The organism is Streptomyces sp. NPDC093097 (assembly GCF_044754325.1).
In the GTDB taxonomy this organism is placed as follows: Bacteria; Actinomycetota; Actinomycetes; order Streptomycetales; family Streptomycetaceae; genus Streptomyces.
On the sequence record NZ_JBIVOW010000007.1, the window covers coordinates 225524 to 243354 of the forward strand.

Consider the following 17831-nt stretch of genomic DNA (forward strand, 5'->3'; position numbering starts at 1 on the left):
GGCATACCGGCGCGGTTGCGGGCCGGAGAGGACGACTATGTGGGACGACGCGTTTCCGAGTTTCTTGATCGGGTTGAGAGAAGGTCTGGAAGCCGGACTCATCGTTTCGATCCTCGTCGCCACACTCGTCCGGGCCGGGGCCAAGAACCGCCTCCCGCAGGTGTGGACCGGCGTCCTGGCCGCGATAGCGCTGGCCATGAGCTTCGGCGCGGTCCTCACGTTCACCGCCGCCTCGCTCTCGGCCACCGCGCAGGAGACCTTCGGCGGCACGCTGAGCATCATCGCGGTCGCGTTCGTCACCGCGATGGTGTTCTGGATGCGCCGCTCCGCGCGCAGCCTCTCCGGTGAGATCAAGGAGAAGGTCACCGGGGCGCTCGCCATGGGCTCGGGCATGCTGATCGTCACCTCCTTCCTGGCCGTGGGCCGCGAGGGGCTGGAGACGGCGCTGTTCCTGTGGACCACGGCGCGGGCGGCGGGCGAGTCCGTCGGGCCGATGGTCGGCGCCGGGATCGGACTGGTCATCGCGGCCGGGCTCTGCTGGGGCCTGTACCGCCGGGTGCTCAAGATCAACCTCACCAGGTTCTTCACCGCGACCGGTGTCGTGCTCATCGTCATCGCCGCCGGTGTCCTCGGGTACGGCCTGCGGGACCTCCAAGAGGGCGGGGTGCTGCCGGGCAAGGCCGCGTTCGCCTTCGACATCAGCCAGAGCGTCGACCCGAACGCCTGGTACACCACCCTGGTGCAGGGCGTCCTGAACCTTCAGCCGGCGATGACCTGGCTGCAGATCGCCGGATACGGGGCGTACCTCGCCGTCGTGATGACGCTGTTCGTCCGCGGGGTGCGGACGGCCGCGAAGCCCGCTCCGGCGCCGCGTGCGGCGGAGACGAAGCAGGCGCAGCCGGTCGAGGACAAGCAGCCGGTCGAGGCCGCGTCGACCGACGAGAAGGCGACCGGGAGCAAGCAGGACGAGGAGAAGCCGGCCGACGAGAAGGCCGAGCCGGCGGCCGCGGCGGAGTCCGGACAGGACGCGCGGCCGGAGCCGGCCGCTGCCGGCCGGAAGCGGCCCGCCTGGCTGGTGCCTGTCGCCGTGGTCGCGGTGCCCGCCGTGATCGCGGGCGGGATCGTCGTCTTCGGCAAGTCCAAGCCGGCCGGGGCGCCGACCATCGCGGTGTCCGAGAAGGAGTGCGGCAAGGGCTTCACCGCGCCCAAGCCGGGCCGGCAGACCTTCCAGATGCAGAACACCGGCGACAAGACCTCCGAGGTGTACCTGGTCGACCCGGCGAGCAACGCGGTCTACGGCGAGATCGAGGGCCTGGCCCCCGGCACCACCCGCGACCTGGTCGCCACCATCGCCGGCGGCTCGTACGCCTGGCGCTGCGTGCCCACCGGTGGCAAGGCCGTGACCTCGGCCGCCGTCCGGGTCAGCGGCGGGGGCGGCGCCAAGGCCGTCGTGCCGGTCTCCGAGGAGGACCTGGCCGGGCCGCTGCGCGCCTACAGGAAGTACGTCGATGCGGGCCTGGCCAAGCTGGCCGACCAGACCCAGCAGCTCAGCGACGACCTCGCCGGCGACGACCTGGACGCCGCCCGGACCGACTGGCTCACCGCACACCGCACCTACTCCTCGCTCGGCGCCGCCTACGGCACGTTCGAGGACTTCGACAAGAGGATCAACGGGCGGGCCGACGGCCTCCCGGACGGCCCGAAGGACAAGGACTTCCACGGCTTCCACCGGATCGAGTACGGACTCTGGCACGGTGCCTCCGCCGACGAGCTGACCGGCCCGGCGAAGCAGCTGCACAGCGATGTGCTGGGGCTGCGGAAGGCGTTCCCCACCCAGGACTTCGACCCCGGTGACCTGCCGCTGCGCAGCCACGAGATCCTGGAGAACACCCTCCAGTTCGAGCTGACCGGCGACACCGACCAGGGCAGCGGCACCAACCTCGCCACCGCCGACGCCAACCTCACCGGCACCCGGGAACTCCTCGACGTCCTGCGCCCGCTGATCACCAAGCGGGACCCGCAGCTGCTGACGACCATCGAGAGCGACATCGCCCGGCTGCAGAAGCTGCTCGACGGGGCGCACCACGATGGTGCCTGGACGCCCGTGGAGAAGCTCGACGCCACCACCCGGCAGAAGGTGAACGGAGTCACCGGACAGCTGCTGGAACACCTGGCGCCGGTGCCGGACCTCCTGGAGATCCGCAAGTCGGCCTGACCGGCCCCGGGAACGGGGCGCCCGGACCTCCGCGCGAGCACCACCGCCGGACGTACCGGGCCCCCGTCCCCGCCCCCGCACCACCCCCATCCACCTCGAAACCGTCGCACCACCCCGCGCACGCTCCGAAGGGAACACCCGAGATGTCCGCCGAAACGCCCGGCCCGCAGGGCCGCTGTCCCGCCGACCGGCGCTCGTTCGTGAAGACCGCGCTGGGCGCCGGCGCGGCCGGCGCGGTGCTGGCCGGCGGCGGCTTCGCGCTGAGCCAGGGCAGCGCCGGCACGGCCCAGGCCGCCGACACCGCCGACGCCGGCAAGGTGCCGTTCCACGGCGTCCACCAGGCGGGCATCCTCACCCCGCAGCCCGGCGCCGCGGCGTTCGTCTCGCTCGACGTCATCGCGGAGAACCGCAAGGAACTCACCGACCTGCTGCGGACGATCACCCAGCGGTCCCGCTTCCTGACCGCCGGCGGTGCGCCGGAGGACCTCGGTGTCGGCGCCCCGCCGTCCGACAACGGCATCCTCGGACCGGTGGTCCCGGCCGACGCGCTGACCGTCACGGTCGGAGTGGGCGCCTCGCTCTTCGACGACCGCTTCGGTCTGGCGAAGGCCAAGCCGCGCGTGCTCACGCCGATGCGGACCTTCCCCAACGACAACCTCCAGTCCGCCGAGTGCCACGGCGACCTGTCGTTGCAGATCTGCGCCGAGCGCCAGGACACCGTGCTGCACGCGCTGCGCGACATCGCCCGGCACACCCGCGGCGGTATGCAGATCAAGTGGCGCATCGACGGCTTCCAGAACGCGCCCCGGCCCAGCGGCACCCAGCGCAACCTGCTCGGCTTCAAGGACGGGATAGCCAACCCCGACCCGAAGTCCGGGCGGGAGATGGACCGGCTGGTGTGGGTCCGCGACGGCCAGGGCGAGCCTGCCTGGGCGACCGGCGGCAGCTACCAGGTCATCCGGATCATCCGGATGCTGGTGGAGTTCTGGGACCGGGTCTCGCTGGCCGAGCAGGAGAAGATGTTCGGCCGCCGCAAGGACACCGGTGCCCCGCTGGACGGCGCCGACGAGTTCGACGTGCCCGCGTACCACAAGGACCCGCACGGCACCGCGATCCCGCTCGACTCGCACATCCGGCTCGCCAACCCGCGCACCGCCAAGACCGACGACTCCCGCATCCTGCGCCGCGGCTACAACTACGACCGGGGCGTGGACAACGTCGGCAACCTGGACATGGGCCTGGCCTTCTGCTCCTACCAGCAGGACGTCCGCCGCCAGTTCGAGGCCACCCAGGAGCGGCTGATCGACGAGCCGCTGGTGGACTACATCTCGCCGACCGGCGGCGGGTACTTCTTCGCGCTGCCGGGCGTCCGGGACAGCTCGGACTGGCTCGGCCGGAGCATGCTGGCCGCCGGCTGACACCGCGGGAGACAAGCACCGGGGCGGGGTGCCGCCCGGATTCGTCCGGGCCGGCACCCCGCCCCGTGGCGTACGGCGAGCGGCAAAGAGGCCGGGCGGCCGGTGCCGTTTCCGCGTCGTCCGGGGAGCGCGGCACCGGCGGCCGGCGGGCTCAGATCCGCAGGGGCAGCGGCGGATGCGTCCCGTTCAGATAGTGGTCGCCGATGGCCCGGAGGCTGTGCGCGGGGGAGCGCTGGGCGGTCAGTACGCGGGCGTTGCGCCAGAACCGGTCGAATCCCGGGTCGCCGGCGGCGGTGCCGGCGGTGCCCGTCAACTCCAGGATGCGGGTGGTGATCTGGAGCGCGGACTGGTTGGTCACCGCCTCGGCCGCGGCGACCAGCACCGCGATGTCGGCACACTCGTTGACGCCCAGCTCCCGGCCCATCAGCAGGCCCCTGGCCAGCGCCTCGGTGGCCGGTTCCACGACCGCCGCCGCGGTGTGCGCGGCGGCGACCAACTCGCCGTAGGCGAGCAGCACATACGGGTCGCCGCCCGGCTGCTCCGCGTACGGGGCCGGGGCGCAGGCCGCGCCCTGCCAGGTGCGGGGAGTGGCGCGGCTGAGGTCGCGGGCCTCGGCGAGCGCCCCTTCGGCGAGGCCCAGGGCGACGTGGACGAGGGCCAGCCGCAGCGTGAGCGGGGCCAGCGTGGCGTACGGCGAGAGGTGGTGCTCGTCGTGGGGAACGGTGCCGAGGATCTGGTCGGACGGCACCGGCACGCCGTCGAAGGTGACGCTGCCGGCGCCGGTCAGGCGCTGACCCAGGCGGTCGTGGGCCGGGTCGGTGCTGAGGCCGGGGTGGGCCGGGTCGACGAGCGCGGTGAGCCGGTCGCCGGTCTCGGTACAGACGGCGCCCACGACCAGGCGGTCGGCGACGGTGACCCCGGCGGCGAACGCCCGGTGCCCGTGCAGGAGATAGCCGTTCCGGTTCGGGGTGAGGGTGAGGTCGGGGACGGTGTCCGGCGCGGCGGGCTCGGTGTCGGCCGCCGGGTCGCCGGTGTCGCCGGCCAGCAGCCACCGCTCCGCCGCCACCCGGCGTTCGAAGGCGTCGGCCTGGTGCGGGGTGCCGACGAAGCGGGCGCTCCAGGACAACGCGTAGTGCCGGGCGAGGAGTTCGGCGACGGAGCTGTCGGCCGCCGCGATCTCGCGGATGACGGCGCAGGCGGTGCGCCAGTCGCTGCCGCCGCACAGCGGGCCGGGCGGGGTCAGCAGGGCCGGCAGGCCGGCCTCGCGCAGCCGGGACAGTTCGTCGACGGGCGGCTTGCCGGCCCGGTCGCGGGCCAGTGCGTCGACGGCGAGGTCGTCGGCGAGTTCGCGGGTGACGCGCCGCCAGATCTCCTCGTCCGCCGGGGGCTGGGCCGGCGGGGCGGCGGGGCGTGCTGCGGACCTCTTCGGCATGGCGCCGTTCACCGTCCTCGTCGGCTGGAACCGGGCTGTGGGGGAGTCCCCCGGTCGGACTTCCCCAGTTTTCCCACTGGATTGGTAGGGAATGGGGATGGCTGCATGATGCGGCCTGAACTTCGTTCCGGGCAAGGGGCGTTCGAGGGGTGGACGGATCGGGGCCGAATTCCGGACGCACGCCAGACGCCCGGACCGGCCGTCGCGGGCCGTTTGGGCGTCGGCAGGGTCGGCCGGGATCGGGGCGCGCCGCCCGGCGCGACCGGCGCACGGCAGCCAGGTCGGGCCGTTGCCCCCCGTTGTCCTTCAGGGGCTGGGGGATGACGGCCCCGGGGTAGGCCGGGGGCTTGAGGAAAGGCAGAAGTGCGGCGGACGGAGGGCGTGCGGTCGGACGGGGGCGCCGGTCCGTGGTGGGGTGCGCGCGGGAGCGTTACGGGTTCGCCCAGGACGCCGGGTCGCGGGTCAACGCGGACACCCGGCTGGGGAGTTCGGCCGACGCCACATCGGCCAGCGAGACGCCGTCGAGGACCTGGCGGACGTTGGCGCGCAGCGCTATCCACAGGGGGAGCAGGGACTCCGCGGGGCCGGTGTACGACAACTCCGGCGGGCGCACGCCCCGTACGGACACCAGTGGTCCGTCCACGACCCGGATCACGTCGGCGACGGTGATCTCCTCCGGGGGCTTGGCCAGGCGGTAACCGCCGTTACCGCCACGCTGGCTGCGGACCAGACCGCCCCGCCGCATGTCGTTGAGGATGCCCTCGAGGAACTTGTGCGGGATGTCCTGGGCGTCGGCGATGGCCTCCGCCTTGAGCGGGCCCCCGTCCCGGGCGTGCGCGAGTTGCAGCGCGGCGCGCACCGCGTAGTCCGCTCTGGCTGAAATCCGCATGGCGGCATTATCCCCGAGCGGGCGGGGCGGGCGCGCGGGGCGTCGGCACACCGCCGAGGGCCGGTCGGTTCACCACCGGAACCGAGCCGGCGCACCACCCTTGACGCGGCCCGGTGGCACCTCGACACTCGAAGGCAGGAATCCTGGCGAACGGATGGGAACCGATGGGGCACACCGAGCGGGACGGTGATCGCGGGGCACGCGCGGACCGGCCGCTTCCTCTTCTCACCTCCCGCCGCCATATCGACCTGCTGCGCGTCTGCAGCGCGGCGTAGTCCGCCACCAGGGGCTGCCACGAGGCGTCCGCGCCGGGCCCATCCATAGCCGCGCCCCTTGCGGCCCCTGGTCGGTGCCCGGTGTCACGGCGCCGCCCCTGCACGTCCGTGCGTGACCGCCGCCGGACGCCCGCCCGTACGACCACCTACCGGACCTCGCACCCAGGGACTCGTATGACCACCACCGCTGCCGCAGCCTCCGCCGAGACGTCCGCCACCGCCGCCGCGCCGGCCTTCCGAGGCCGCATCGGCCCCGACGCGCGCAGCGGCCACTACCCCGTCCCGCACCGCTACCGCCTGTACCTCTCCCCGTCCTGTCCGCACTGTCTGGCCATCGCCCTCACCCACAGCCTGCTCGACCTCGACACCACCCTTCCGATGACCCTGCTCCCCGCCGTCCCCGACGCCCCGGACGGCGGCTACACCGCGCTGCGCCCGCTCTACGAGGCCGGCGCGCACCCCTACCGTGCCCCGGCCACCGTCCCGGTGCTCAGCGACGGCTGGACCGGGCGGATCGTCAGCAACCACGCACCGGACATCCTCCGCGACCTGGCCGAACGGTTCGGCACCCACGGCCCCGCCCTGTACCCGGCCCACGCCCAGGACGCGATCGAGACGCTGGCCCACCGCTGCGAGCGGGACATCAACCAGGCCGCCCAGCACGCCGGCAGCCTCGGCAGCGACCGCCCCGGCTACGCCGCCGCCCTGGCCACCCTGCTCGGCGCGCTCGCCGCGCTGGAGCGCCGACTGGCCGACCGCCCGTTCCTCCTCGGCGACGAACCGACCGCGGCGGACGTGCAGTTGTGGGTCACCCTGGTCCAGCTCGACACCGTCCACCGCTGGCACCTGGACGCCGCGGCCGTGCACCGCATCGCCGACCACCGCGGCCTGTGGTCCTACGCCCGCCGGCTCGCCGCCCACCCCGCCTTCGCCCGCCACCTCGACCTGGACGCCATCGCCCGCCGCCACCACGCCCGTTGCCAGGGGCAGGAGGCCGCCGGGGCGGCCGTGCAGATCGTGGACTGGACCACCACCGCACCCGCCCCGGAACGGCACGTCACCCCGGCGCCGCGCTGACCTCGCGCCTCATGCCGCCACCCGCAGGGGCAGCGACTTCAGCCCGTGGATGAAGTTCGAGACCAGCCGCTGTGGCGGTCCGGCGACCGCCACAGCGGGCAGCAGCGCGCAGGTCTCCTCGTAGAGCACCCGCAGTTGGAGGCGGGCCAGATGGGCGCCCAGGCAGACGTGCGGGCCGTCCCCGAAGGACACATGGGGATTGGGGGTGCGGGCGAGGTCGAGCCGGTCCGGGGCGGCGAAGACCCGCTCGTCGTGGTTGGCCGAACCGTGGAAGACCACCACCTTCTCGCCGGCGCGGATCCGGCGGCCGGCCAGTTCGGTGTCCTCGGCGGCGGTCCGGCGGAAGCTCAGCACCGGCGTGTGCCAGCGCAGCAACTCCTCCACCGCCGACTCCACGGCCACCGCACCGCCGCGCAGTGCGCGATAGGCGTCCGGGTGCCGCGCCAGCGCCAGCAGCCCGCCGGGGGCGGCGCTGCGGACGGTGTCGTTGCCGGCGATGGTCAGCAGGAAGAAGAACATCTCCAGTTCGGGCACGGCCAGTTCGCGGTCGGCGGCGAGCGCCGTCATGACGTCGTCGCCCGGGTGCCGCCGCTTGTGCGCGGCCAGCTCGCGGGCGAACGCGAACATGTCCTGGAGCAGCGCGGGGGAACGCGGGTTGGCGGGCCGGCCGTCTGCGCCGGCCACCGCCGGACCGGCCTCGTCCGGATCCTGGTAGCCGATCACCCGCCGGGTCCACTCCAGCATCAGCCCGCGCTCGCCGGGCGGAACGCCCAGCAGGTCGGCGAGGTTGAGCAGCGCGTAGTCGTCGGTGACGGCGGTGACCAGGTCGCACACCCCGTCGCCGTCGGTGCGCGCGGCGGCGACCGCCGCGGTCAGCAGGGCGCGGGCCCGCTCCCGTACGACGGTGGTGAAGCGGTCCACCCGGCGCGGGGTGAAGGCCCGGCTGACCAGGCGCCGCAGCCGGCCGTGATCGTTGGAGCCGGCCTCGTCCGAACGGTGGGGGGAGCCCGAGGCGGGGTCCTGGTTGAGCATCATCTGCCGGAGGAACGGCAGATCGGCCGGATCGGGGTCGCGGATCTGGGTGGCGCCCAGATGGGACGAGAAGGTCCGCGCGTCCTTCAGGACCCGGACCACGTCCCGGTGCCGGGTCACCGCCCAGAAGCCGGGGCCGGCCGGCCAGCCGAGCACCTCGGGCTCCTCCTGCCAGGCCACCGGGTGGTGGTCGCGCAGGCGCCGGTAGGCGTCCTGCGGCAGTCCGTCGGCGTAGCGGCGCGGGTCGAAGACGTCGGGGACGTCCGGGAGTTGGGCCGTGGCGGGGCCCGGCCGGGGCGCGGGCGTGCGGTCCCCGCCGGTCATCCGGCCGCCGTTCCGTCGCCGGCGGCGGTGGCGCCGTCCGTACCACCGGGGGAGCCGCCGTCCCCGTCGTCGCCGTCGGCGCGCAGGAAGTCCTCGACCGTCCGGATCAGTTCCAGCGGCGTCTCGTCCATCGCGTAGTGACCGGCGGAGGGCAGTTCCACCACCTGGCCCGCGGCGAACCAGCGCAGCCAGGTCCGGCGGGTCAACTCGGCGTTCAGCGCGGGGTCCAGTGCCCCGGTCACCGCCAGCGCCGGCACCGCCGAGCCGGTCACCTCGCCGGCGAAATCCTCGCCGGCCCAGGAATCCAACCAGGCCCGGAACGCGCCGGGTTCGCTGCGCTCCAGGGACCGCGCGACCATCCGGTCCAGCCACGCGGCGGGGCGCCGCCCGCCGGTGGTCAGGTCGAGGATGGTCCGCCGGTTCTCCGAGACGTGCGCGGCGGCGGAGAACAGCTCCCGCTGCGGCGGCGGGAGCGGCAGCCCCGAGGCCGGCACCGGGGAGACCCCGACGAGCCGGCGGACCCGCCGCGGCGCCGCGGCCACCACCCGCTGGGCCACGCTCCCGCCCATCGAGTGGCCGACCAGCGAGAACCGCTGCCAGCCCAACCGGTCGGCCAGCGCCAGCACATCGGCCGCGCCCTCGGCCGTGGTGAACGCTCCCGGCTCCGCCCGCGCCGCGCCGTAGCCCCGGAGATCGACCAGGGCGTACTGGAACGCCTCCCGGTCGAGGTCCGGCAGGACGGGGTCGAAGGCGGACCGGTCGGCCAGCCACCCGTGCACCGCGATGACCTTGTGCGGGCCCCCGCCGTGCAGGGCGTGCGGGAGGACGAAGGGTGTCACGTGCTCTCCAGTGCGGTTCCGGGCCGGGTGCCCCCGGCAGCGGACGGGACGACGACCACCCTGGCCGCCACCGCACCGCCCCGCAAGGGCGCCGCACCCGCCCAACGCCCGTACGGCGCACCGCTGCCGGCCGCCGGCCGCCACCGGCGCCGTCCCGGTGCGGAGCGGGCCGGGGGGCCGCCCGGTCAGGGGCGGCCCGGCCCGCCGTGAGCGCCGCCGTCCTTCCGGGGCCGGTCCGCGGCCGGGTCGAGGAGGCCCGCCTCATGGGCCAGCAGCGCCGCCTGGACGCGGTTGTCCAGGCCGAGCCGGGTCAGGATGCGGTTGACCCGGCTCTTCACGGTGGCCTGCGACAGCCCGAGCCCGTCGGCGATCCGGCGGTTGGACTGCCCCCGGGCGACCAGGACCAGCACCTCCAGTTCGCGGGCGGTGAGCGCGTCGAGGCGCCGGTCGGCGGCGGTCGGCCCGGGCGGGGCGCCCGGCAGCAGGCCCGCGGGGAGCGCCGTGAACGCGCCGATCAGCCGGTGGGTGACGCTCGGCGCGAGCATCGCCTCCCCATCGGCCACCACCCGCAGGGCGTGGGCGAGTTGGTCCGGCGGGCTGTTCTTGAGCAGGAAGCCGCCGGCGCCGGCGCGCAGCGCCGCGTGCACGTACTCGTCCAGGTCGAAGGTGGTCAGGACCAGCACGCGGGGCGGCGGCCCGGGGTGCGGCCAGTCGGCGAGCAGCAGACGGGTGGCTTCCACGCCGTTCGTGCCGGGCATCCGGACGTCCATGACGACCACGTCCGGGCGCAGTTCGACGGCGCGGGCGACCGCCTCCGCGCCGTCGGCGGCGGTGCCGACGACCTCGAAGTCCGGGCGGCGGTCGATGACGGCCCGCAGGGCGTCCCGGACCATCTCCTGGTCGTCGGCGAGCAGTACCCGGATCGTCATGCCGGGGCCTCCAGAGGAAGGGTGGCGGTCAGCTGCCAACCACCGTGCGGGCGTGGGCCGGTGTGCACCGTGCCGCCGAACGCCGCGGCGCGTTCGCGGACGCCGATCAGGCCGCGGCCGGACCCGGGGAGCGGCCGGTGCCCCGCGGCCGCGGGCCCGTTGTCGACGGCGACGGTCAGCGCCGCCCCACTGCGGCGCACCGCGAGGTGCACGTCCGTGGGGCCGGCGTGCTTGAGGACGTTGGTGAGCGCTTCCTGGACGATGCGGTACGCCGATATCTGGAGCGCGGGCGGCAGTACGCCGAGCGTGTCGTCCAGCGCCGCGGTCACCCGGCAGCCGGCCGCCTCGGCCGCCGCGAACAGCCGGTCGACATGGTCGAGGGACGGCTCCGGCGCGAGTCCGGCGCCGCCGTCCCCGTCCTCGCCGGCGGTCAACAGGCCGAGGATCCGGCGCATTTCGACGAGCGCGGTGTCGGCGGTCTCCGCGATCCGCAGCACGCCCCGCCGACCGTCGGCCACGTCGTCCTGGAGCACCTCCTCGGTGGCGCGCGCCTGGACGGCGATGGCGCTCACATGGTGGGCGACCACATCGTGCAGGTCGCGGGCGATCCGGGCCCGTTCGGTGACCGCCGCCTGGCGGGCGTTGCGCTCCCGCGCGGCGCGCAGGTGCTCGTTGGCGTCCCGGAGCCGGGAGTTGGCCTCCCGTAGACGCCCGTTGGCCTCGCCGAGCCGGAGGTTGAGATCGCGCAGCCGGTCCGCCTGGCGCGTGATCCGCCGCCGCCCGTACCCCAGGACCCAGGCGACGCCGTAGAAGACGACGAAGGTGGTGGCGGTGACGGGCTCCAGCGAACCGAGCTGCGGCGGCCCGCCCCGGCCGGTGAGCAGGTCGGTGGCCACCGCCGTCAGCAGCGACAGCGCCGTCCAGGGCAGCCCGGAGCGGACCGGTGTGCGGCGGGCCACCGCGTACACCGCGAAGATCAGCAGATAGGGACCCGGGATCTTGCCCGGCACCGGATCGGCCGCTTCGAAGACGACGAACGCGACGGTCATCGCGCACAGGACCGAGCGCGGCCACCGGCGGCGCCAGACCAACGGCAGCGTCTGGAGCCCCCAGAGCAGCACCCCCACCGCTCCCGGCGCCGGGTGCCGGGCCAGCAGGGTCAGCATGTCGATCGCGGTGAGCCCGCCGCCGAGCGCGAGATCACCGAGCCAGGGACGCCGGTCGGCGAGCCGGCGGCAGGCGCCGCGCAGCGCGGCCGAGGAATGAGTGTTCATGACTGACCGCAAGGCTAACCAGGCACACCGCGGGCCGTGATCGTCCGCAGGGAGGGGACGGGACCGCCCGCCGACGCAACCAAAGGTGCGCGGACCGGCGGGGTTTCGGCATCCGGGACGACGCCGCGGACACCCCCGCCTTCCTAACGTCGGAACCCGACCGGGCGGCGCGAGGCGCACCGCCCACCACACCGAGAGGACCGACGGACCACGTGAACACGACGAGCCCCGACGGCCGGACGGGACGCGACCGCGCCCGGACGCCATCGGCCCGCACCCGCTGGACGCTGCTGGCCCTGGGCACCGCGGCACACCTCCTCGCCGTCGGCGGCCGCTGGGACATCGCCGCCGCGGCCTGGATCTTCCCCGTCCTGCTGCTCCGCTTCGCCCGCACCGGCCGCCCCTGGGCCGGCGCCCTGTGGCTGTGGCTGGCCAACACCGGCGCCGCGGTCTTCTGGGTCGCCGAATCGGCGCTGGGCTTCAACCCCGTCGTCCTGGCGGGCGTGGCCGGACTCGCGGCGCTGCTGACCCTGCCCTACCTCCTGGACCGTCTGCTCATAGGGCGGTTGCGGCCCTGGGCGGCGCTGCTGACGTTCCCGGCGGCGATGGCCGGTGCCGAGTTCCTGATCACCCTGCTCAGCCCGTTCGGCACCGTCTACGGTTCGCTGGCGGCCACCCAGACCGGCGTGCTGCCGCTGCTGCAACTGGTCTCGGTCACCGGCTCCTACGGGATCGGCTTCCTCCTCGCCTGGTGCGCCTCGGCCCTCAACCACCTCTGGGAGAGCGCCTCATGGGCCGCCGCCCGGCGCGCCGTCGTCACCTGCGCCGCGGTGCTGCTGGCCGTCGTCCTCGCCGGCGGCGCGCGGCTCGCGCTGGCCCCGCCCGACGGCCCGACGGTGCGGATCGCCGGGGTCAGCGCGGACGCGGCCCTGGTCCGGGCCCAGAAGGCGCAGTACGCCCAGGTCACCGGCGGGCCGGCCGGTCTCGTCGCCCACCCGCCGCAGGGCCTGCGGCCGGCCCTGCGCGCCGTGCTCGACAGCCTGCTGGCCGCCACCCGGCGGGAGGCCGCGGCCGGCGCGAAGATCGTGGTCTGGCCGGAGGAGGCGGCCCGGGTCCTGGCCCCGGACGAGTCCGCGGCCATCGAGGCGGCCCGGGAAGCGGCCCGCGGCCCCCGGATCTACCTGGAGATCGGCCTGCGCATCCACACCGCCCACGCACCGGACTACGGCCGCAACGAGGCGCTGCTCATCGACCCCCGCGGCACCGTGCGATGGACGTACCAAAAGGCCCACCCCATCCCCGGCTCGGAGACCTACACCCCCGGCGACGGCCGCGTCCCGACCGTCACCACCCCGTACGGCCGGATCGCCAACGCCCTCTGCTACGACGCCGACTTCCCCGGCCTGATGCGGGTCCCGGCCGACCTCATGCTGGTCCCCTCCCACGACTGGCCGGAGTTCGGGCGCGTGCACACCCGCAAGGCCGCGGTCAGGGCCGTCGAGTCCGGCTACGCCCTGTTCCGCCAGGACGCCGAGGGCGTCTCGGCCGCCTTCGACAACCAGGGCCGGACGCTGGCCGCCACGGACTACTTCACCACCGACCGACAGGCCACCGTCGCGTACGTACCGCTGCACGGCACCACCACGGTCTACGACCGGATCGGGGACGCCTTCGCCTGGCTGTGCCTGGCGGGCGTCGGCGCGTTGCTGACGGCCGGCGCGGTCGCCCGGCGCCGGCCGTCCGCCTGACGCCCCGGCCAGGGCCTGCCCGACGGTTCAGCGTCGGGCAGGCCCCGGCAACGCGGCGTCACACCGGCCGAGTTGGGCTCACCGTGAGGGCGGTGGCGGGCCGGTCACGGTCACCTGGGCGGCACGCAGCAGCCGGTCGCCCACCCGGAAGCCCCGGCGGACGATCTCGGTGCAGACCGGGCGTGCGCCCGCCGCGGCCCTACCGCCCGACCAGGTCGGGCGGTAGGCCATCGCCTCATGGACGGTCGGGTCGAAGGGCTCGCCCACGGTGCCGAAGGACACCAGGCCCAGGGACGCCAACTCCGTTTCCAGGACGTCGGCGACCCGCCGGAAACCGCCGGTCACCTCGCCCTGCTCGGTGGCCTCGGCCAGCGCGTCGAGCACCGGCAGCAGCCGTTCCAGCACGTTGACCAGGGCGATCTGGCCGACCGCCAGCCGGTCGCGGTGCACCCGGCGGCGGTAGTTGTCGTACTCCGCCTTGAGCCGCTGGAGATCGGCCGTGCGCTCCCGGAGCTCGGCCGCCAGCCGCTCGGCGTCGGCCTGTTGGGCACCGGTGCGGCCGGCGTCGGGCGGCGCGGAGCCGCGCCGGGCGGTGCGGCCGGTGTCCTGCCCCGGCCGCCCGGGGTCCGACTCCGGCCGGGGCGGCGGGGCCGGTCCCCCCTCCGGTCCGGTGCGCCCGACGAGCGCGAGCGGCGGGCGGGGGAGACGACCGACATCGGTCGGACGGTTCATCGTCCGCCTCCTTCCTGCTTGCCGTCGTCCACGATCTCCGCGTCGACGACCTCGTCCTCGCCCTTGGCCTGGCCGGCTCCCGAACCGGCCCCCGTGGCGTCGCCGCTCGCGGCCTGGGAAGCCTGGGCGTCGGCGTACATGGCCTGGCCGAGCTTCTGGGAGACGGCCGCGGCCTTCTCCGAGGCGGTGCGGATCGCGGCCGTGTCCTCGCCTTTGAGCTTCTCCTTCAATTCGCCGACGGCGCTCTCGACCTCGGTCCTGACGTCGGCGGGCACCTTGTCCTCGTTGTCCTTGAGGAACTTCTCGGTCTGGTAGACCAGTTGCTCGCCCTGGTTGCGGGTCTCGGCGGCCTCCCGCTTGCGGCGGTCCTCCTCGGCGTACTGCTCGGCGTCGCGGACCATCCGGTCGATGTCGTCCTTCGGCAGCGAGGAGCCGCCGGTGACGGTCATCTTCTGCTCCTTGCCGGTGCCCAGGTCCTTGGCGGTCACGTGCATGATGCCGTTGGCGTCGATGTCGAAGGAGACCTCGATCTGCGGGACGCCGCGCGGGGCCGGCGGCAGACCGGTGAGTTGGAACATCCCGAGCTTCTTGTTGTAGGCCGCGATCTCCCGTTCGCCCTGGAACACCTGGATCTGGACGGACGGTTGGTTGTCCTCGGCCGTGGTGAAGATCTCCGAGCGCTTGGTGGGGATCGTGGTGTTGCGCTCGATCAGCTTGGTCATGATGCCGCCCTTGGTCTCGATACCGAGGGACAGCGGGGTGACGTCCAGCAGCAGGACGTCCTTGACCTCGCCCTTGAGCACACCGGCCTGGAGGCAGGCGCCGATGGCGACGACCTCGTCCGGGTTGACGCCCTTGTGCGGGTCCTTGCCGGTCAGCTCCTTGACCAGCTCCGTCACGGCCGGCATCCGGGTCGAACCGCCCACCAGGATCACGTGGTTGATGTCGTCGACCTTGATCCCGGCGTCCTTGATCGCATTGTGGAACGGGGCCTTGCAGCGTTCCAGCAGGTCCTCCGTCATCTGCTGGAACTGCGCGCGGGTGAGCTTCTCGTCCAGGTGCAGCGGCCCCTCGGGCGACGCGGTCAGATACGGCAGGTTGATCGTGGTCTCGCTGGCCGCCGACAGTTCGATCTTGGCCTTCTCCGAGGCCTCGCGCAGCCGCTGGGTGGCCATCTTGTCCAGGGAGAGGTCGATGCCGTACGCGTTCTTGAACTGCTTGGTCAGGTGGTCGACGACCCGCTGGTCCCAGTCGTCGCCGCCCAGGTGCGTATCGCCGTTGGTGGCCTTCACCTCGACGACGCCCTCGCCGATCTCCAGCAGGGAGACGTCGAAGGTGCCGCCGCCGAGGTCGAAGACCAAGATGGTCTGGTCGTTCTCCTTGTCCAGGCCGTAGGCCAGGGCGGCGGCGGTGGGCTCGTTGACGATCCGCAGCACCTTCAGCCCCGCGATCTCGCCGGCCTCCTTGGTCGCGGTGCGCTGGGAGTCGTTGAAGTACGCGGGGACGGTGACGACCGCGTCGGTGACGTCCTCGCCCAGGTAGCCCTCGGCGTCCCGCTTGAGCTTCTGGAGCACCCGCGCGGAGATCTCCTGCGCGGTGTAGCGCTTGCCGTCGATATCGCCGCTGTCGGGGAAGCGCCACTGCGCGTCTCCCATGTGGCGCTTGACCGAGCGGCAGGTGCGGTCGATGTTGGTCACGGCCTGGCGCTTGGCGATCTCACCGACCAGGACGTCGCCGCCCTTGGCGAAGGCGACCACCGAGGGGGTGGTCCGGGCCCCTTCGGCGTTGGCGATGACCGTGGGCTCGCCGCCCTCCAGCACGCTGACCACTGAATTCGTCGTCCCGAGGTCGATACCGACTGCTCGTGCCATGGTCTTCTCCTCGTCTTGCGGCCCGATCCGGGGCGACGGCGCGGCGGACGGTCCGCCCCGAGGGGCGGCGCTCGGCCGTATCCCTCGTAACCCCTCTCACCTGCCGATATCGCGGCCAGGCCGGCTACATCATCTGCATAGAACGTGCCCCGGCGCGTGTCAAGATGCACCTTTTGTCGCCCATGTTCCCCATGGTGGGCGGGCCGTGCCCGAGTCCGCCGAAATTCGGCTGCGGGGGCGCCGCGGCCGGTGCTACGGTCCGCCGCATGCCCGCACACAGCAACTTCCTCTGACGGCGTCCTCTGGCAGGCGCGGCGCACCGGTCGGCCAACGGCCCGGTGCCGACCACGCCTGCGTGTACGCGTCCCGCCGCCGATCCGGCCCCCGGACGCTCGCCCCTTTCGGACCTCCGCACGAGAAGAGACTGTGATCCATGCCTGACCAGACCCCCGCGCCCCGCCCGCTCGCCGACTGGTTCCGCGTCCACGCCACCGAACTGTCCTCCCTCGACCCCCACGGACCCCTCGACGACCTCGAACCGCTCCGGCAGATCGCCGACGGCGCCCGGGTCGTCGCCGTGGGCGAGGGCGCCCACTTCGTCGAGGAGTTCTGGCTCGCCCGCCAGAGGGTGGTGCGGTTCCTCGCCGAGCGGTGCGGATTCACCGTCCTCGCCCTCGAATTCGGCTTCAGCGAAGCCTTCGCGCTGGACCGTTGGACGCAGGGGGAGGGCGCCGACGACGGCCTGGCGGACGTGAGCCGGGCGGCCGCCGAGTGGGGCGCCGCCGGCTTCCTGCACTGGCTGCGCCGGCACAACCGAGAGAGCGGCCACCCCCTGCGCTTCGCCGGCCTCGACCTTCCCGAAGCCGGCGGCGCGCTGCGGCCCGCCCTGGAACCGGTGGGCGACTACCTCCGGGAGGCCGACCCCGAAGCGCTGCCCCTGCTGGAGACCGCCCTGGAGATCGGGGACCGCTTCTGCGGCGGCTCCGGCGCCGCGGCGGCACCCGCCTGGGCCCGCCTCGACCCGGCCGACCAGAACGCACTGACCGCCGCCCTGGCGCGGCTCCGGCTGCGGTTGCGGGCCACCGCACCGCAGTGCGTGGCACACGGCGGCCAGGACCGCTACGACATCGCCGTGCGCCGGGTGGAGGCCGCCGCGCACACCGACTACCTGTTCCAGGCGATGCACGCCCTCCAGACCGGCCGCGGCCAGGGCGCCGACCTCGGGGTCCGCGAGGTCTACCTGGCCGAGTCGGTGCGCTGGCACCTGGAGCACAGTGCCCCCGGCACCCGCATCGCCCTCGTCGCACACAACAGCCACATCCAGAAGACCCCGGTGGAGTTCGGTGACGCCTTCAGTGCGCTGCCCATGGGCGGACACCTGGTGCGCACGCTCGGCGACGCCTACCGCACGGTGGCCGTGACCCACACCGCCGACCACATCCCCGAGATGTGCCTGGACGAGCACAGCCCGGTCGGTTTCACCGTGCGGGACACCCCGCTGGCGTCCCCGGAGCCCGGCAGCGTCGAGGCCGCCCTCCTGGACGCCGGGCTCGGTGACCGGATCACCCTGACCGACCTCCGCCGGTCACCGCGCGACACCGCCGGCACGCCGCTGCTCAACCGCATCCGGGCGCAGAGCGCCGTCGTCACCACCGCGATCCCCGCGGCGTTCGACGCCGTCCTGTCCGTTCCGGAGGTGACCCGGGACTCGTCCGTTCCGTTCTGAACCAGTCGGCCGCCCGATCCGGCCGCCGACTAGCCCAGACCAGGCGGAGG

General features: G+C 74.0%; 14 protein-coding genes. 6 read left to right on the forward strand and 8 right to left on the reverse strand.

The genetic code is table 11. From position 1 onward, the window contains the following. The first annotated feature begins 37 nt into the window (after positions 1-37). Positions 38-2215, forward strand: a complete 2178-nt coding sequence (efeU, locus tag ACIQE0_RS15090; RefSeq protein WP_402331978.1) for an iron uptake transporter permease EfeU — start codon at positions 38-40, stop codon at positions 2213-2215. 143 nt (positions 2216-2358) lie between these two features. Beyond that, positions 2359-3633: an iron uptake transporter deferrochelatase/peroxidase subunit gene (efeB, locus tag ACIQE0_RS15095; protein WP_402331981.1), complete on the forward strand. Its 1275-nt coding sequence runs from the start codon at positions 2359-2361 to the stop codon at positions 3631-3633. A 151-nt stretch (positions 3634-3784) separates the two neighbouring features. On the opposite strand, the gene ACIQE0_RS15100 is transcribed toward efeB, so the two are convergent. Both ACIQE0_RS15100 and ACIQE0_RS15105 read right to left on the reverse strand, forming a co-directional pair. Next, complete coding sequence (locus ACIQE0_RS15100) at positions 3785-5065, reverse strand: acyl-CoA dehydrogenase family protein (RefSeq protein WP_402331984.1); 1281 nt, start codon at positions 5063-5065, stop codon at positions 3785-3787. Positions 5066-5495: 430 nt separating this feature from the next. After that, positions 5496-5954: an Rrf2 family transcriptional regulator gene (locus tag ACIQE0_RS15105; RefSeq protein ID WP_366328859.1), complete on the reverse strand. Its 459-nt coding sequence runs from the start codon at positions 5952-5954 to the stop codon at positions 5496-5498. Between the two features lie 449 nt (positions 5955-6403). On the opposite strand from ACIQE0_RS15105, the gene ACIQE0_RS15110 reads away from it, so the two are divergent. After that, positions 6404-7306 (forward strand): glutathione S-transferase C-terminal domain-containing protein, encoded by a 903-nt coding sequence (locus tag ACIQE0_RS15110; RefSeq protein WP_402331987.1) that lies wholly within the window; start codon positions 6404-6406, stop codon positions 7304-7306. A 9-nt stretch (positions 7307-7315) separates the two neighbouring features. Here the strand turns inward: ACIQE0_RS15110 and ACIQE0_RS15115 are convergent, their stop codons facing one another. After that, positions 7316-8662, reverse strand: coding sequence for a cytochrome P450 (locus ACIQE0_RS15115; protein ID WP_402331990.1), 1347 nt, complete (start codon positions 8660-8662; stop codon positions 7316-7318). Further along, on the reverse strand, positions 8659-9501 hold the full coding sequence (locus ACIQE0_RS15120; RefSeq protein WP_402331993.1) for an alpha/beta fold hydrolase: 843 nt from the start codon (positions 9499-9501) through the stop codon (positions 8659-8661). Before ACIQE0_RS15120 ends, ACIQE0_RS15115 begins: the two co-directional genes overlap by 4 nt. Here ACIQE0_RS15120 and ACIQE0_RS15125 point away from each other — a divergent pair, their 5' ends adjacent. Further along, complete coding sequence (locus ACIQE0_RS15125; protein WP_402331996.1) at positions 9502-9711, forward strand: hypothetical protein; 210 nt, start codon at positions 9502-9504, stop codon at positions 9709-9711. Here ACIQE0_RS15125 and ACIQE0_RS15130 read toward each other — a convergent pair. After that, on the reverse strand, positions 9687-10430 hold the full coding sequence (locus tag ACIQE0_RS15130; RefSeq protein ID WP_402331999.1) for a response regulator: 744 nt from the start codon (positions 10428-10430) through the stop codon (positions 9687-9689). The genes ACIQE0_RS15125 and ACIQE0_RS15130 overlap by 25 nt on opposite strands. Next, positions 10427-11704 carry a sensor histidine kinase gene (locus ACIQE0_RS15135; RefSeq protein WP_402332002.1) on the reverse strand — a complete coding sequence of 426 codons (1278 nt, stop codon included), beginning with the start codon at positions 11702-11704 and terminating at the stop codon, positions 10427-10429. The genes ACIQE0_RS15130 and ACIQE0_RS15135 overlap by 4 nt, the downstream gene beginning before the upstream one ends. Before the next feature lie 212 nt (positions 11705-11916). Between ACIQE0_RS15135 and ACIQE0_RS15140 the strand changes: the two genes are divergently transcribed. Continuing rightward, a complete protein-coding gene (locus tag ACIQE0_RS15140; protein ID WP_402332005.1) occupies positions 11917-13452 on the forward strand; it encodes a nitrilase-related carbon-nitrogen hydrolase in 1536 nt (511 codons plus the stop codon). 78 nt (positions 13453-13530) lie between these two features. Here the strand turns inward: ACIQE0_RS15140 and grpE are convergent, their stop codons facing one another. Both grpE and dnaK read right to left on the reverse strand, forming a co-directional pair. Next, complete coding sequence (gene grpE / locus ACIQE0_RS15145; protein WP_402332007.1) at positions 13531-14184, reverse strand: nucleotide exchange factor GrpE; 654 nt, start codon at positions 14182-14184, stop codon at positions 13531-13533. Beyond that, the gene (gene dnaK, locus ACIQE0_RS15150; RefSeq protein ID WP_402332010.1) at positions 14181-16055 is read right to left on the reverse strand and encodes a molecular chaperone DnaK; all 1875 of its coding nucleotides are present in this window, start codon (positions 16053-16055) and stop codon (positions 14181-14183) included. The genes grpE and dnaK overlap by 4 nt, the downstream gene beginning before the upstream one ends. A gap of 433 nt (positions 16056-16488) precedes the next feature. Between dnaK and ACIQE0_RS15155 the strand changes: the two genes are divergently transcribed. Then, on the forward strand, positions 16489-17781 hold the full coding sequence (locus ACIQE0_RS15155; RefSeq protein ID WP_402332013.1) for an erythromycin esterase family protein: 1293 nt from the start codon (positions 16489-16491) through the stop codon (positions 17779-17781). Positions 17782-17831 lie beyond the last annotated feature (50 nt).

What these genes read in the sequence shown, in the direction of transcription:
- efeU (WP_402331978.1), top strand. Translation starts at nt 38, where the DNA reads ATGTGGGACGACGCGTTTCCGAGTTTCTTGATCGGGTTGAGAGAAGGT.
- efeB (WP_402331981.1), top strand. Translation starts at nt 2,359, where the DNA reads ATGTCCGCCGAAACGCCCGGCCCGCAGGGCCGCTGTCCCGCCGACCGG.
- ACIQE0_RS15100 (WP_402331984.1), bottom strand. Translation starts at nt 5,065, where the DNA reads ATGCCGAAGAGGTCCGCAGCACGCCCCGCCGCCCCGCCGGCCCAGCCC.
- ACIQE0_RS15105 (WP_366328859.1), bottom strand. Translation starts at nt 5,954, where the DNA reads ATGCGGATTTCAGCCAGAGCGGACTACGCGGTGCGCGCCGCGCTGCAA.
- ACIQE0_RS15110 (WP_402331987.1), top strand. Translation starts at nt 6,404, where the DNA reads ATGACCACCACCGCTGCCGCAGCCTCCGCCGAGACGTCCGCCACCGCC.
- ACIQE0_RS15115 (WP_402331990.1), bottom strand. Translation starts at nt 8,662, where the DNA reads ATGACCGGCGGGGACCGCACGCCCGCGCCCCGGCCGGGCCCCGCCACG.
- ACIQE0_RS15130 (WP_402331999.1), bottom strand. Translation starts at nt 10,430, where the DNA reads ATGACGATCCGGGTACTGCTCGCCGACGACCAGGAGATGGTCCGGGAC.
- ACIQE0_RS15135 (WP_402332002.1), bottom strand. Translation starts at nt 11,704, where the DNA reads ATGAACACTCATTCCTCGGCCGCGCTGCGCGGCGCCTGCCGCCGGCTC.
- grpE (WP_402332007.1), bottom strand. Translation starts at nt 14,184, where the DNA reads ATGAACCGTCCGACCGATGTCGGTCGTCTCCCCCGCCCGCCGCTCGCG.
- dnaK (WP_402332010.1), bottom strand. Translation starts at nt 16,055, where the DNA reads ATGGCACGAGCAGTCGGTATCGACCTCGGGACGACGAATTCAGTGGTC.
- ACIQE0_RS15155 (WP_402332013.1), top strand. Translation starts at nt 16,489, where the DNA reads ATGCCTGACCAGACCCCCGCGCCCCGCCCGCTCGCCGACTGGTTCCGC.